This is a genomic window from Sulfuricurvum sp., from assembly GCF_036279695.1.
Classification (GTDB): Bacteria; Campylobacterota; Campylobacteria; order Campylobacterales; family Sulfurimonadaceae; genus Sulfuricurvum.
In genome coordinates, this window is the sequence record NZ_DASUIQ010000008.1 from 22,480 (window position 1) to 36,349 (window position 13,870).

Annotated in this window: 13 protein-coding genes; 2 read left to right on the forward strand and 11 right to left on the reverse strand. The window is 45.7% G+C overall.

Annotated elements, in window-relative coordinates; genetic code table 11:
- The first annotated feature begins 28 nt into the window (after positions 1-28).
- On the forward strand, positions 29-265 hold the full coding sequence (locus tag VFW36_RS00815; protein ID WP_329656921.1) for a CDGSH iron-sulfur domain-containing protein: 237 nt from the start codon (positions 29-31) through the stop codon (positions 263-265).
- On the opposite strand, the gene VFW36_RS00820 is transcribed toward VFW36_RS00815, so the two are convergent.
- Together VFW36_RS00820 and cowN are read right to left on the reverse strand one after the other, a co-directional pair.
- Positions 262-1,149 carry an AEC family transporter gene (locus VFW36_RS00820; protein WP_329656922.1) on the reverse strand — a complete coding sequence of 296 codons (888 nt, stop codon included), beginning with the start codon at positions 1,147-1,149 and terminating at the stop codon, positions 262-264. The genes VFW36_RS00815 and VFW36_RS00820 overlap by 4 nt on opposite strands.
- A gap of 65 nt (positions 1,150-1,214) precedes the next feature.
- Positions 1,215-1,517 (reverse strand): N(2)-fixation sustaining protein CowN, encoded by a 303-nt coding sequence (cowN, locus tag VFW36_RS00825; protein ID WP_329656923.1) that lies wholly within the window; start codon positions 1,515-1,517, stop codon positions 1,215-1,217.
- Positions 1,518-1,722: 205 nt separating this feature from the next.
- On the opposite strand from cowN, the gene VFW36_RS00830 reads away from it, so the two are divergent.
- A complete protein-coding gene (locus VFW36_RS00830) occupies positions 1,723-2,589 on the forward strand; it encodes an MBL fold metallo-hydrolase (RefSeq protein WP_329656924.1) in 867 nt (288 codons plus the stop codon).
- Here VFW36_RS00830 and VFW36_RS00835 read toward each other — a convergent pair.
- The 9 genes from VFW36_RS00835 to VFW36_RS00875 all read right to left on the reverse strand — a co-directional run bounded on the left by VFW36_RS00835 (position 2,550) and on the right by VFW36_RS00875 (position 13,595).
- Complete coding sequence (locus VFW36_RS00835) at positions 2,550-3,077, reverse strand: YceI family protein (protein WP_329656925.1); 528 nt, start codon at positions 3,075-3,077, stop codon at positions 2,550-2,552. The genes VFW36_RS00830 and VFW36_RS00835 overlap by 40 nt on opposite strands.
- Positions 3,074-4,027 (reverse strand): hypothetical protein, encoded by a 954-nt coding sequence (locus VFW36_RS00840; RefSeq protein ID WP_329656926.1) that lies wholly within the window; start codon positions 4,025-4,027, stop codon positions 3,074-3,076. Before VFW36_RS00840 ends, VFW36_RS00835 begins: the two co-directional genes overlap by 4 nt.
- Positions 4,024-5,574: a hypothetical protein gene (locus tag VFW36_RS00845; RefSeq protein ID WP_414720205.1), complete on the reverse strand. Its 1,551-nt coding sequence runs from the start codon at positions 5,572-5,574 to the stop codon at positions 4,024-4,026. Before VFW36_RS00845 ends, VFW36_RS00840 begins: the two co-directional genes overlap by 4 nt.
- The gene (locus VFW36_RS00850; RefSeq protein WP_329656928.1) at positions 5,546-6,178 is read right to left on the reverse strand and encodes an ABC transporter ATP-binding protein; all 633 of its coding nucleotides are present in this window, start codon (positions 6,176-6,178) and stop codon (positions 5,546-5,548) included. The genes VFW36_RS00845 and VFW36_RS00850 overlap by 29 nt, the downstream gene beginning before the upstream one ends.
- On the reverse strand, positions 6,175-7,254 hold the full coding sequence (locus VFW36_RS00855) for an ABC transporter permease (RefSeq protein WP_329656929.1): 1,080 nt from the start codon (positions 7,252-7,254) through the stop codon (positions 6,175-6,177). The genes VFW36_RS00850 and VFW36_RS00855 overlap by 4 nt, the downstream gene beginning before the upstream one ends.
- On the reverse strand, positions 7,251-7,709 hold the full coding sequence (locus VFW36_RS00860) for a hypothetical protein (RefSeq protein WP_329656930.1): 459 nt from the start codon (positions 7,707-7,709) through the stop codon (positions 7,251-7,253). Before VFW36_RS00860 ends, VFW36_RS00855 begins: the two co-directional genes overlap by 4 nt.
- A gap of 138 nt (positions 7,710-7,847) precedes the next feature.
- Positions 7,848-8,900 carry a hypothetical protein gene (locus VFW36_RS00865; RefSeq protein ID WP_329656931.1) on the reverse strand — a complete coding sequence of 351 codons (1,053 nt, stop codon included), beginning with the start codon at positions 8,898-8,900 and terminating at the stop codon, positions 7,848-7,850.
- Positions 8,901-9,076: 176 nt separating this feature from the next.
- Positions 9,077-10,330, reverse strand: a complete 1,254-nt coding sequence (locus VFW36_RS00870; protein ID WP_329656932.1) for a diguanylate cyclase — start codon at positions 10,328-10,330, stop codon at positions 9,077-9,079.
- Positions 10,323-13,595 (reverse strand): response regulator, encoded by a 3,273-nt coding sequence (locus tag VFW36_RS00875; protein WP_329656933.1) that lies wholly within the window; start codon positions 13,593-13,595, stop codon positions 10,323-10,325. The genes VFW36_RS00870 and VFW36_RS00875 overlap by 8 nt, the downstream gene beginning before the upstream one ends.
- Positions 13,596-13,870: the final 275 nt, after the last annotated feature.

Sequence of the window (13,870 nt, forward strand, 5' to 3'; positions counted from 1 at the left end):
TTTTTTCATATCGTTTGAGGAGTATGACATGGAAACCCATTTTCAAAATGCACCGTTCAAAGCATCATTGGATGCAAACAAAGAGTATTGGTATTGCACCTGCGGACAATCGAAAACTTTTCCGTTTTGTGACGGAAACCATGAGGGTACCGGTAAAGCACCGATAAAATTTTCCGTCGACGTTGAAACCGATAAATGGCTCTGTCGATGCGGGCGATCAGGACGAAAACCTTATTGTGACGGCTCTCATCAACAGGGGGGCTAAAGAAACTTCTCCATCAGAAACGCTACTAACGGTAATGTCACCAACGAGATAATAAGTCCATATCCCACCAATGCGGCACTCAGCGCTGGGGCAAACCCTGCCGCTATCGCCAATGCTCCGGCGGTAATCATAGAGGGCATCCCCGACTCTAAAACCGCTGTTTTAAGTGCAAGCGGTTCGGTTCCCATCGCAATGAGCATCCCAAACGCAATCAGCGGCATAATGATGAGTTTTAAAATAAGCGATTGGGTGAACAAGCTATAATCGACCTCACCGCCGAATTTCATCGAATACCCCACCGAGATAAGTGCCAGCGGAACAAGCGTCGATGCAAGGGTTTGAATATACGGCTGTACATTGCTCGGTGTTTCTCCGAACAACAGAGCAAAAATCAAGAAAATAAACGGAGGAAAAAGGAGAAGTTTTTTCATAATCAGCCGTTTATGAAATACTCCGCTCTCATAGCGTGCAATCACCGCCGCACCGTAAAGCGAGAGGATCAAAAACGTCCCGAATTGATCGTACATCAAAACATACCCTATCGCTTCCTCGCCCAAAAGAGTATGGATAATCGGTATCCCGACAAATGAGGTATTGCCCAGCGGCATAACAAGCAACAGTGCGGCACGGACGTGAGGGGGATGGTTACGGGTCATAGCGAAGACAAGAGCCACCACTATCGGAAGGAGCAGCCACGGGATGAGAATGACCCCTAAAGCGGACGCGTCGAAATGGATCTTCGGCACTTGGAGCAATACGGTGGCGGGGAGAGAGACGTAGATGACAAAAAAGTTGAGACTCTTCGCAAAATCGATCGGAGCATCGGCTTTCTGCAGGAGGATACCGATAGCCAATAAGGCGATAATAAAAGCAAACTGCTCCATCAATTACTCCAACTTTAGTATCGCAATAGTAGTCGCATCCCCCTTTTAATCCCCTAAAGCATTGCTTAACAGCACTGATACTCGCAATTCTTCATCAATGCAAGCCCTGCTGTATGGTTGCTCTCTTCAAATAACTCTTCTATATAGAATACGGAAGCACACACATGGTACAGTACCTTTTCATCCGAATTTTTATCAAAGTACGTTTGAGGTATTTTTGCTTTGAATGCTTCCCAAAAACGATTATTATAGCGCTCATCTTGAGTCACTTCGATAATTGCATCTATCACTTCGGTTGCATGTTTATAACAATCAATATTCATAAAAGTAACATAGCGATCCACTGCTTCTCTATGGTGATTTTCCATACTTTCCTCTATTTTCAATTTAAAAGATTGTATAGCAGATAGAGAGAAAATAGGGCTACCTCTAATAAAAAAAATCTCTTTTTTATGCCTAAAAAAAGGGCATCCCTCTTTTAATCCTCTAAAAGGTACAATAAACTAAAAAATTAGAGAGCATAATGCCGCATCGCTATACCTCCCCCAAAATATCGTTAGTATCGATACTGAAATGGCAATATTCCAAACTCTCTCTCACAAGCAAAAAACAAAACCCTCTAAACTCCCTATCATCGCTCAAGAGAATCTCCCCTCGGACGAGTATGCCCTGTGGTTGGGTCACGCAACCCTCTGGCTAAAGCTCGCAGAAACTACCGTTGCCATCGATCCGGTACTCGGAAATCTGCCTCTTTATCGCCGATATTCCCCCCTGCCGATCCCCAAAGAGAAACTCTTCGCCGATGTGATCCTCATCACTCATGCCCATTATGACCATTACGACAAAGCCTCGCTCCTCTATCTCCTCAAACAAAATCCCAAAACGATTATCGTCGCACCGAATGGATTTTGGCGTTATCTCAAAGGCAAAATTGATCGTGAACGATGCTTTGAACTGGAGTGGTGGGAGTCGGTGATGGTGGGCGGGTTATTTATCACGTTGGTTCCAAGCCTGCATTGGAGCAACCGTACCTATCTGGATATGAACAAAGCATTGTGGGGAGGGTATGTAATACAAAATGCAGATCATTCGATCTACCATAGCGGTGACACTGCCTACGGAGAGCATTTCAAAGAGATACACGAGCGATTTGAGATCGATGAAGCGTTTTTACCCATCGGGGCATATCGTCCCGAAGCAATCATGAAGAAGGTGCATATCAGCCCACCCGAAGCGCTCCGAGCCGCACACGATTTAGGGGCAAAAACCCTTATCCCGATCCACTACGGAACCTTTAAACTCTCCGATGAACCCGTGGATGAGCCGATAGAGTGGTTTGAGCACTTAGTTAGCACATCAACCCACTCGTTTCACTCTCGAACGCTCAGAATAGGGGAAATTTATCGTTTCAACCCCACATCGACACTCAAATCAACCTGATCGCGTACCGTCAAAAACATCATTTTGATCGGTTTGATCCCGAAATCGGTCATTTTCATACTGCTTTGAGCTTTAATGCGCACCTTATTCCCCTCTTCGGTAATCGTCCCCTCGAAGTTCATCGCTTTACTGACACCGTGAAGGCTCATCACCCCTTTTAATACATAGGTGTCTCCCCCTTTGGATACAACCTCTTTGACATCAAAAACCGCTTTGGGGAAAGTCGAAGATTCTAACGCTTCTTGCATATGCTCATCACGTTTTTTGTTATCGCTGAAAAGATCATTCATCGAGATCTCAATGGAGCCTTTTAATGTCGTAGGAGAAGCATCCATACTCAAACGCGACGTCGCTTTTTTAGTCATCGGGTCAATCGTAGTATCCCCGAATACTTCCGTATGCGCTTTAATACTCCCAGACTCAAAGCCCAAATTACCCGCATATACCGAAGCGGCCAATAACAATGCCGTTACACTTAACTTAATCATGAAATCCTCCTAAAATAAAATGGAACTACGAGGGAAAATACCCCCAAAACGGCCGCCGCAATCCAAAGCTGATGCTCTATTGCGATTGCATTAGCCGCAGAGGTGGCAATCCAGCCGACACCGACCATACTCAACGCAATCACTCTGACATTTCGTAACTGCATTAGTTTGTGAAATAAAAGAACATTATAATACGAAATGACAACGGGATAGACAATGGCAAGCGCCAAGGGGATTTCCAACCAATAAAAGAGATAACTCACAACAAACAGCCCTAAAACGAGCGGGATCTGTTTGATTAGTTCATCTCCGAAATGATACGCTCCGTACACACCAATTAGGTGAGATACAATAATCACCCACGTATACTCACTCCAAATATCCATACCGCCGGATCGGCTCAATGTCTCAAAGAGCGCCGAATCGGCAAAAATCCAAAGCATCATAATCGCCACGATGCGCCACGGAAACTTTTTATATTTGATCACAATAAGACGTTTAAGATCAAAGAAATAGAGTGCAATAATAGATATTAGCGGTAAAACTAACGCAATGACCCTCCGCTCTTCAAACGGATAGGTATAAAGTGCCGTACCGATCGCATAGGATATTGCCAACCCGAGCGCGAGCTGGGCTTTGCCCTGAGAGCTGAAAATATAAATCAGAATCGGAGTGGTATACCCCACAACAAACCCTAGTGTCAGTAACACCCCAAGCGAATAGTTGGGATAAAACCACGAGATAACAATCTGAACTCCAAATAAAAACATAAGCTCCATTTTGAGATCAAGGTGACGCCAAAGAGCACTAAGCAAACTTCCGATTATCCCGCCGATAGGGAGGGTGTAGAGATCATGGATATGGGAATCAAACGCCCCGACCACCCCTGTTTGGGCAATAAGAAGATAGTATAAAAGCTGTGAGCTAAGGACAAGTACGAGTAGATTCACGCTCTGCCTCGTAAAAACAACCAATAGACCAATGCAAAACCAGCGTCATAAAGAGCTACCAAAAGAGCAATCCCATCGAGTATCCCTGCCATATAGAGAGCCACAAATACGGATGCGCAAATGGCACGTACCGATGCACTAAATTCGCCGAATCGGTGCGGGTCATACTGAAGTCCATACCAATGCGCCAACCCCGTCCCGATCATAAAGGCAAAAACGACGTACTCATAGGTTCCGCTAAAATGAAATCCCAACAATGGAAACAATGCCGCTCCAGAAAGGATGAGGATCACCCCACCCCCCGCATCGCTCAAAAATCCGCTCAAGTGATAGAGTTTTAGCGGCGAATCCAGTTTGAGCTTAAGCCTCTCATAGGTAATCCACACGATGATCCACACAAGCAATGCACCGATAAGTGCACGGACCCCCAAATAGGGTTCTACTGCTGTACTATCTCCGCTGGCTTCCAGTATCCCCGCTATCGTAAGAACGAGCGCCATCAGCGCCATCAGCGCTGTCCAGAGCACTGCATAGACCCGTCGGAAAAGGTTCGGCAAAAGATGGTGCAAAATGGCGAGTGCCATAAACGCTACCCCAAGCCCCATTGCGATATGCGCGTGCCCCACCACCAAATCATTGCGGTGAATCAATGCACGTATTTCGGGGATAAAGAGAAAATTCCCCTCTACATCCACAAACACAAATGCCCAAATGGAGAGGATCAAATAAGGGTTGGTATTAAAATTTACCCCCGCATCACGGAGCCATACCCATAACAGCGGGAGATAAAGGAGAGTGAGATACTGAAAAAACCACTCTTCGTTGTAGCTCAGAGTGTGAAAAAAGTTACGGATGATGAGGGATAGCACATACCCCACTAACGGGACAATCCACAACCAGTGCCAGCGGGGTTTGAACTCCTGTGTGGCTACCAGTTTAATAAGGAGATAGTAGATCGGGATGAGGGTAAAACTCATCCCCAATGTATTATCCCCGTGCGGTCCGACAAGCGTTTGCTCCACCTGACCGTACTGCGGGTTCATTAGCACTACCAAAGCGATAGGTGCGGTAATGACGGCGGCGAGCGATACATTGACCCACAGAGGACGCTTTTCATAACGACGCAGTGCATCGAGCAGGGCTAGGAGATAAAACAGACCGCTAAAAGCAAGGAGGAAATTGAGCTGATAGGGAAAATCGTAGAACGGTAATCCCCGAATATTTCCGAATAGCAATGCCATAGACATAAAGAGTAAAAAGAGGTTCCAAATTACGAAATAGCGGCGCAAATGAACTATCGCCGTTTCAGACAGTACACCCTCTTTTTGGAAAAGGGCAAAGGGGAGCAACGAGAGCATCAGCGGGAAAAAGCCGTACAGCATCTGCGAAATATGGAGCGAGCGTGCACGCTCAGGAGAGAGCAGTGTCATCGTCCCATCCAGCCCCAGCATCTCGAGCGCATAGACAAGTCCCGCGAAAAGCCCAAGAGTCAGCCAAATAAAGGCTAAAGGGAGCTCGTCATTGATGAATTTGTTTAACAAGTCCATCCTCCATTTCGATGATAATATCTGCATAATCGGCGATCTTTTTGTCGTGTGACGCGACCACAAACCCCGTCCCCTGATGCGAGAACTCTCTAAAGAGCTCATACACCCCAAGAGCATTTTTACTATCCAGATTCCCCGTAGGCTCATCAGCGAACACGACTGAGGGGGCATTCACCAACGCACGTGCGATGGCGGCACGCTGACGCTCTCCGCCTGAGACCTCATCACTATAGCGATGAGAGAGTTTAGCAATTCCCAGTGATTGCAATAACGACTCAACACGGCTCTCATCGATCGCCCCCAGCGCAATATTTTCGCGCAACGTCAGGTAGGAGATGAGATAGTGAAATTGAAACACAAACCCGATGTTATGCCGACGGAAACGGTCGATATTGCCCAGTTCGCTCAGGATTTTCCCATCGTATTTGACAATCCCCGCTGAGGGTTGCAACAGTGTCGATAGGATGGAGAGGAGTGTCGTTTTCCCGCTCCCGCTCTCCCCGATGATCGCGGTAAAACTCCCCGGTAGGATCGTAATATCGACACCGTTTAACACTTTTTCATGTCCGTAGAAGTGCTCAACTCCGAGTGCTTCGATTTTCATGCGCCACCTCGCTGGATCAGGCTCATCGGATCGACTCTTGCGGCATAAATAGCCGGAAGCAGCGTACCGAAAAGTGCCATAACCACGGAGACGACAAAGACCTTGATCGCTAACACTGCCGTGATCTCTCCGTTGATATACCCCTGAAATTTATCGGCATGTTTGATCATCTCCAGTACCGCTTCCGAAACGCCGTACGCTACTGCAAATGCCAACACGGCAATAATCAGCGTCTCACTGAGGAGTTTAAATATAATGGTACTCGATGAGAGTCCGATGGAGCGCATAATCCCAAATTCGGTTTTGCGGTCGTTCACCACCATACTCATCATGCTCACGATCCCCAAAATTCCCATCAAAAATGCCATTGCACCGATCACATCGGAACTGGTTTTGATGATCTTGAACTGATTATACGAGTCGATAAAACCGTCGGTTGTTTTGGCTTCCATTTCAGGGTGTGCTTTGTTGATCTGGGCGATGATGGTATCGCTTTGACTCAAATCAACGAGGGCAATGAGAAAGATCGATGCACTTTTATGAAATACGACTCCCGCATCACTCAACGCCATTACGACTCCGCCGTCTTCAAATCCAATACGGCTTTTAAATACGCCGCTGACACGAAACTCTTTTTTAGAGAGGGAGATTGTTTTGGGATGTTTGAGCGTCTCATAGATTTTAGATCCCAACATCACTTCGCCCGCTGTAGGATACGAGCCTTGTATCAACGCGTAACTTTTAAACCGGTTTTCACTCGCACCGTAAATACCGACGATAGGGAGAGGCTCTACCGGAGCCGCACCCAAGATAAGGGCACTCACCTCTTTCACACCCTCTATTTTAGAAATCTCATCGGCAACGGTACGGTTAATGTCACTGAAAAACGTATCGGCGATACCACGCTGAGTGATGATAATATCACCATCGGTTTTGAGCATCGAACTGTACATGCTCACGACACCGCCGGAAATCGCACTGATGAGAAAAATAGCGGCAATCGAAACGCTCATACTGATAAAGATCAAGGCGGTTTTAAACCGATTTTTACGAAGCGCTTTGATCGGGGTTATCACTGCTCAATCGCTTTTTTGAGTTGTTCGGCGGTTTCGATAAATTCCACTTTGGTGAGAAAATTGCCCCGAAATTTCATCACGGTGATTTTATCTTCCTGATACGGGAAATTAAGCCCCTGCTCTTCATCTTGGATCAACAAAACGGTATGGGTGTATTTGCGCATTTTCGGCAATGCGAAACTTTCGGTGATAAATTTAGGCATTTGGCTGATGTCGGCGACAAACGCCGCTTTGTTTTTCGCTAAATACCCTTTTTCTTGGACAGTCAGGTACTCATTTACCGTCGCTCCCGTCCCTTTCTCGAACGCCATAATGAGGGTTTTAGGCATCACTTTGAGGGTATAGCGTTTACCGAACTGATCGTTCAGATCAAGCGGCATCACCGACTGACCTACTTTGTACGGAGCCGCTGCTAGGCTCATAACCATCAACAACAAAAGTGCTATTTTCTTCATAAAAAATCCTTATAGAGTATCTTTTAAAAGTGTAACGTAATAAGCGTAAACGGATGATTTTTTCGCGGATAATACCGATGAATTATGAATTTTTGATGAAAGAGGATCAACGGCTTGTCGCATAGCGACCAAAGCCCCCTAATGGGTGAGTTTGCTTACAAGAGTTTCGAGTTTTTCATGTTGTTCGTAAGTGAGGGCAAAACTCTGATCCATCACTTTATCGAGGTGATTCATCTCGGTGAGGGTAATCCCGAAAGGATCTTTTTTCGTCACTTTGCTCCCTGCTTGCGTGATCACAACATTATCGAGTTTTTTGGAGCTGTGCCGGATGAAATAGGTGAGAAAATAGCCGCCGGAATGGTCTTTTTCGATCGCTACCACCACACGAGAAGCGTTAGAGCCCTCCCATTTCAAATCAGGGGCAAGGAGCTTAAAATCATCGACGCAGAGGTATCCCACATACACTTTCGTGTAAATATCGTGATAACGCTGAGTTGCCGCGCGACGGAAGAATTCGAGGTCGATAGGGTCCTTCCCGCGAAGCGATCGGAGCATCCATGAAAGTGTCGCATAATATTTGAACGCGGCGATTTTAAGCTCTTCGGCATGGGCGATTTTATCACTCTCGATACGGATCATCGGTTCACGCGGCGATTTGGCACTGAGCCGCTCTAATATATGGCGGGCGCTGTAAGGCTTGGTAAGCCATACCGACGCATACGGCGGCAAATCCGACGTTCCCGTTGCCCCCTCGTTGAGTACCAACAATGCTTTGACGCTGTAACGGGGAAACAGAACTTCGAGCAATGCCCGTTTTTTACGGAGCCGTTTTTTGAGATTGCTCACCGATTTGACCAACGTCATCTCAACAAAATAGAGCTCTTTGTCGGTAAAGAGCAATCCGTCGAATTCTCCGATCTCTTTGTGGCGGGCACGGTAGATAATCTGCCCTTTCCAGCTCACCGAGAGGGCATCGCTTTGCGCACGGGTGCGGTGTTTATGAGGACCTTTGATGATAAAACTTTTGATACTCGGTTCATTGGCGGCAAAACGGAGGAGTTTTTCGTAGATGTAGTTCTCATACACCTCCCCCTCAAATGAACGAAAGGCACTGATGTACCCCTCATCCTCCATCGTAAGCCCTTTTGCCTCCAGCGACAAAAGGTGATCGATGTTATAGTCGTAGTACAAAAGATTATCGCCGAGTTCTGTATCACCCTCGGGGATAACGGTGTGGTCGATGGTTAGGATGGGAGCCTCTTTTGGCGGATTAGGGTACCCTGTAAAATACCCGTTGATATTTTACCTTATTTTTAACCAACACGGTTCAAAAGATTGGGCTCGCACATGATATTCCCGATTAGACGTTAAATCTCTTTGTACAGCACCACTTGATTACGCCCCATATTTTTAGCGCAATAGAGCGCTCTATCGAGTTGATGAAATAAGTTTTCCGCAAGAGTTGAGGAGTCATACTGAGCAATACCGAAACTAGCCGTTTTTTTCCCGACGACACTAAAAGAGTACTCTTCCACACGGCTACGCAGATTTTCTGCAATCACATGCACCCCCTCCTCATCCGTATGGGGGCAAATGATTAAAAACTCTTCGCCCCCCCATCTTCCGAGCATATCAACGTCACGAATATTCGCTGAAAGGATTTTTGAAAACTCTTTTAAAATCATATCTCCGACTTGATGTCCATAGGTATCATTGACCTCTTTGAAATGGTCAATATCGATCAAAATAGCCGACAGCGGATAGGAGTAGCGATGAGATCGGTGGATCTCATCTTCCAATATTTTGTCCAAGCCCGCACGGTTTATCAACCCTGTAAGGCTGTCGGTATTGGCATCACGTTTATAGCGCATCTGATCATCGATATTTTGATAAAACGCAATATATCCGTCCAGTTCTCCCTGATCATCGTAGTCCGGGGAAGCGGTTACATGAAACCAATTGGTTCCTCCCGAGAAATTTCGATCCTCTATATCGCCGCTAAATGTCTCCCCGTCCTCAAGCGCTTCCCATAATTTTTTGTACAATTCAGTCGGTGTGTTAGACGAACGTATCAAATTGATATTTTTTCCAATGAGATCACTTTTAGTACAATTCAGAACCAGACAAAAATGCTCACTCACCTTTTGTATGATCCCCTCCAAATCGACTTTGATATAGGAGACGTATTTATCGATGACTCCCAAAAGCATGCTGTTCGTACGGAGGGCACTGCGCAGCTCTCTTTGGAGATGATAGGTCTGAACACGATTGCTCACCCGTACCGACATCTCTTCGGGACGAAACGGTTTGGTAATATAATCAACGGCTCCGCTTTGAAAGGCTCTAACAACCGTTTCCGGTGTCGAATCTGCCGTCAGATAAATGATCGGTATATGGGAGGTGGTTGATGTCGAACGCAACACCTCTGCTACCTCGAATCCGGACATCCCTTTCATAACAATATCGAGCAATATGAGATCCACCGTATGGTTTTTAAGATACTCAAGCGCCTCCTCTCCGCTTCGGGCAACGAGAACCGTGTAATCCCCTTTTAACGTTTGCGCCGCTAACTTCAGATTGAGGGGTTCATCATCCACTACCAAAATTGAAAAACTATGCATGAAGTTCTCCGTAAACGCGTTTCAAAAGCTCTGTTGCGATCTCGTAATCAAATTCCCCCACCGCCTCTCGAATTTTCTCCAATGTTTCCACGGAAGCATAAGAGACAATGTGGGATAGACACGACTCAATCTCATCATCATCCACAAATGTTTTCTCTTCGAGCCGCTTTATCATCAACTCGAGAATGGAGATAATCTCTTCTTTACTTGCATCACACTGGTTTAACATCGCTTTTTGCGGAGGGAAGTGATTATCAATCGTATGTATCACATTCTGTAGTTCTTTGCATAACGGAGCGCTCATCGTAGATTGCCACTCTGGATCATCGCTTTCATCTATCAGAACCGCAAGTTCATACACTCGCTTCGAACCGATCGTGCCGCTCGCCCCTTTTAGGGTATGAATGAGACGCTTAAAGGCTTCATCGCCGGGAGCACTTTGCATGAATCGGGAACAAAAGTCTCTGTAGCTTTCCGCAAATTTTCGTAAAAACCGTTCAATCTGTTCGGGCTGAAGCATTTGGGAGAGGGCACTCAAATCCAACCCTTCTACGGTTTTTACCGATGGTTCCGAATCATTCAAACCATCCCGTTTTTTCATGATGAGATAACGTTCCAAAACCGCCATCAGCTCATCCAAATCGATCGGTTTAGAGAGATGGGCGTTCATCCCCGATTCCATCGTCAATTTTTTATCCTGTTCCATAACAGCCGCACTTAACGCAATGATAGGGATGGTTTTATTAAACTCTCGGATGCGCCGTGCGGCACCGATCCCATCCAACACCGGCATCTGCAAATCCATCAAAACAAGATCATAAGGGTTCACCCGAACACACTCAACCCCGATCTCTCCGTTTGCCGCAATCTCTACTTCTACGCCCAAAAGCTCTAGTAAATCACGTATGACCAACTGATTGATCTCGTTGTCCTCAACGACCAAAATACGCCCGATAAACGAAAAAGATTGCGGCTGAATCTCCTCGTTGAGCGGTTTTAGCACCCCTGTGCTAATCGCTTCTAAAAGCACCGAAGGGGTTACGGGCTTATACAATACCCTCTCAAGTGTCACCTGTTTTTGCGATGCCGCTTTGTGCAACTCTTCTTTGACGTGCGCCGTAACCATAATAATCTTCGGGAAACCCCGATTTGAGGTCTGCTGCACCCGCTTGATAACATCAAGTCCGTCCAATCCCGGCATCTGCCAGTCGACGATGAGGAAATCGAATGTTTCACTCATCATAAGTGCCAAAGCCTCTTCTCCGCTTGCGCACACGATTGCAAATGCCCCCCATGAACGAAGTATCGATGCGATCAATTCACGTTCGAGTTCATTGTCATCCGCGATTAAAAAGCGCTGATTATGCAATCGTGAAATAGGTACACGCCCCTGTGTACCGTGACACATACGAAGTTTGACCGTAAAGTAAAAGGTCGAACCGACCCCTTTGGTACTTTCGAGCCAAATTTCTCCCCCCATCAACTCACAGAGCTGTTTGGAAATGACCAACCCCAAACCGGTACCGCCGTATTTTCGTGTGTTGGAAGCATCACTTTGCGAAAAGGCACTAAATAGCCGTAACTGCTCTTCTTCGCTGATACCGATTCCGCTATCGGTTACCGAGCACTCCAACACAATCTCTTCCGCATCTTTTGAGAGAGATTTCACCCTCACGGTAATATCCCCTTGGTCGGTAAATTTCACCGCATTACCGATCAGATTGTTAAATATTTGCCCCAATCGCAGAGGATCACCCTCCAGCTTCAGCGGAATGCTCGAATCAATATCGATATGAAATTCCAACGATTTTTGCGCAATGGAATACTCAAACAGATCCGAAGAGCTCCGAAGAACCTCCTCCATGGAAAACACCCTGTTTTCAAAATCGAGTTTTCCCGCTTCGATTTTGGAATAATCGAGAATATCGTTAATAACGCTCATAAGGGCTTTAGACGATTGCTGTGCTTTTGTCATATACTCTTTTTGGGTAGAGGTGAGATTCGTACTAAGCAGCAACGTGTTCAATCCGATAATTCCATTGAGCGGTGTACGAATCTCATGGCTCATGTTGGCAAGAAATTCACTTTTAGATCTGTTGGCGTCTTCGGCATCTTTTATGGCGCTGTTGAGCTTTTCTTCATAGAGTTTTTGTTCCGTAATATCGATATTTGTTCCGATCATAGCCATCTTATTGCCCGACTTATCGTACTGACAAATACCGGAAGCTTTGATATAACTCATCTGATTTGACTTGGCGTTGATAATCCTAAACACCGTGTCAAATTTCCCCTCAAAAGCTACTGCGCGTTGCACTTCTGCCTCAGCGCGGACTCTATCCTCAGGATGTAAAGCCTCTAGCCATAGACTATAGGGATTGCTTGTGCTTGAACGCTCAATCCCGTAAATAGCATACATTTGGGTATTCCATTCAAGGGTATTGGAAGCAAAATCCCATGTCCAAATACCTATATCAGCCGATTTTGCCGCTATTTCAAGCTTGAGAGCCCCTATCTTGATTTGCTCATTGATGGCATTTTGATCCGTCACATCTTTAGCGCTAATAAGAATCCGTTTTTTATCCGGCATGAGGGCGATAGACATATTTATCATTACCCGTTTGCCGTCTTTGGCGATATAGGTTTTCTCAATATTGCGGATATACCCCTCTCTAATCGCCTTCTCTATCGATTTTTGGGAGTGTTCTCTGTCTTCGGGTGCACTGATTTCGATACTCGATTTTGTCAGCAACTCTTCTCGCGTAAATCCGGTCATTTCGAGATAGGCGTCGTTGAACTCCAAAAAATTGGTTTGCAGATCCAAAACAGCGACCCCGTCACGAGAAATATTAAAAATTGTCTCGAATTCCTCTTTTTGTCGCTGCATTTCAAGCTTTTGATTCTCGTGCTCGGTGATGTCTATCCCGATGGTCGCCAAATACTCCATCGATCCGTCGCTTTTTTGAACCAGCATATTGGACCATTCAAAGACCCGTTCTTCACCGCTGCGGGATAGCCATGAATTTTTAAATCGATCTTTAATGACCCCTTTTTGCGCATTTTCAAGGACACTTTTCACATTTGAACGCATCGATACAGGTAAAAAACGCTCCCAAAAATAGGGGACGGAAGCGACTTCTTCTTGGGTATATCCTACAAAGTCCTGCCCATATTGGTTGAGACGTATCATCCGTCCCTCCCCATCGATCAAAGCGACAATGGAGTGGATGTGATTAAAAATCGTCAAAAAAGCATGATGTTCATCCATGTTTAATGCGTTGGAATGGGAAAAATGCACTGTATCCATATGCGACCTACTAATAACTATTATATTTTTGTATTATACATTATCCCGCGTAATGTTTTTTGATTTATACTGATTGTACACGGTTTTGGTCAAGTAATGGTCTCTTCACCCCTCCAATAACATGACCGTAATGTGACTATTTGCCCATAATCGTCCTGTTTCTTCCTAATTTTGAAGCCGACAATGATCAAAACAACCGCTTCCTATTCGATAAAAAATCTCTATTTTATCTCCAA

Excerpts from the sequence above, each read along its gene's own strand:
- VFW36_RS00815 (WP_329656921.1), top strand. The coding sequence starts at position 29 with ATGGAAACCCATTTTCAAAATGCACCGTTCAAAGCATCATTGGATGCA.
- VFW36_RS00820 (WP_329656922.1), bottom strand. The coding sequence starts at position 1,149 with ATGGAGCAGTTTGCTTTTATTATCGCCTTATTGGCTATCGGTATCCTC.
- cowN (WP_329656923.1), bottom strand. The coding sequence starts at position 1,517 with ATGGAAAATCACCATAGAGAAGCAGTGGATCGCTATGTTACTTTTATG.
- VFW36_RS00830 (WP_329656924.1), top strand. The coding sequence starts at position 1,723 with ATGGCAATATTCCAAACTCTCTCTCACAAGCAAAAAACAAAACCCTCT.
- VFW36_RS00835 (WP_329656925.1), bottom strand. The coding sequence starts at position 3,077 with ATGATTAAGTTAAGTGTAACGGCATTGTTATTGGCCGCTTCGGTATAT.
- VFW36_RS00845 (WP_414720205.1), bottom strand. The coding sequence starts at position 5,574 with ATGGACTTGTTAAACAAATTCATCAATGACGAGCTCCCTTTAGCCTTT.
- VFW36_RS00850 (WP_329656928.1), bottom strand. The coding sequence starts at position 6,178 with ATGAAAATCGAAGCACTCGGAGTTGAGCACTTCTACGGACATGAAAAA.
- VFW36_RS00860 (WP_329656930.1), bottom strand. The coding sequence starts at position 7,709 with ATGAAGAAAATAGCACTTTTGTTGTTGATGGTTATGAGCCTAGCAGCG.
- VFW36_RS00870 (WP_329656932.1), bottom strand. The coding sequence starts at position 10,330 with ATGCATAGTTTTTCAATTTTGGTAGTGGATGATGAACCCCTCAATCTG.
- VFW36_RS00875 (WP_329656933.1), bottom strand. The coding sequence starts at position 13,595 with ATGGATGAACATCATGCTTTTTTGACGATTTTTAATCACATCCACTCC.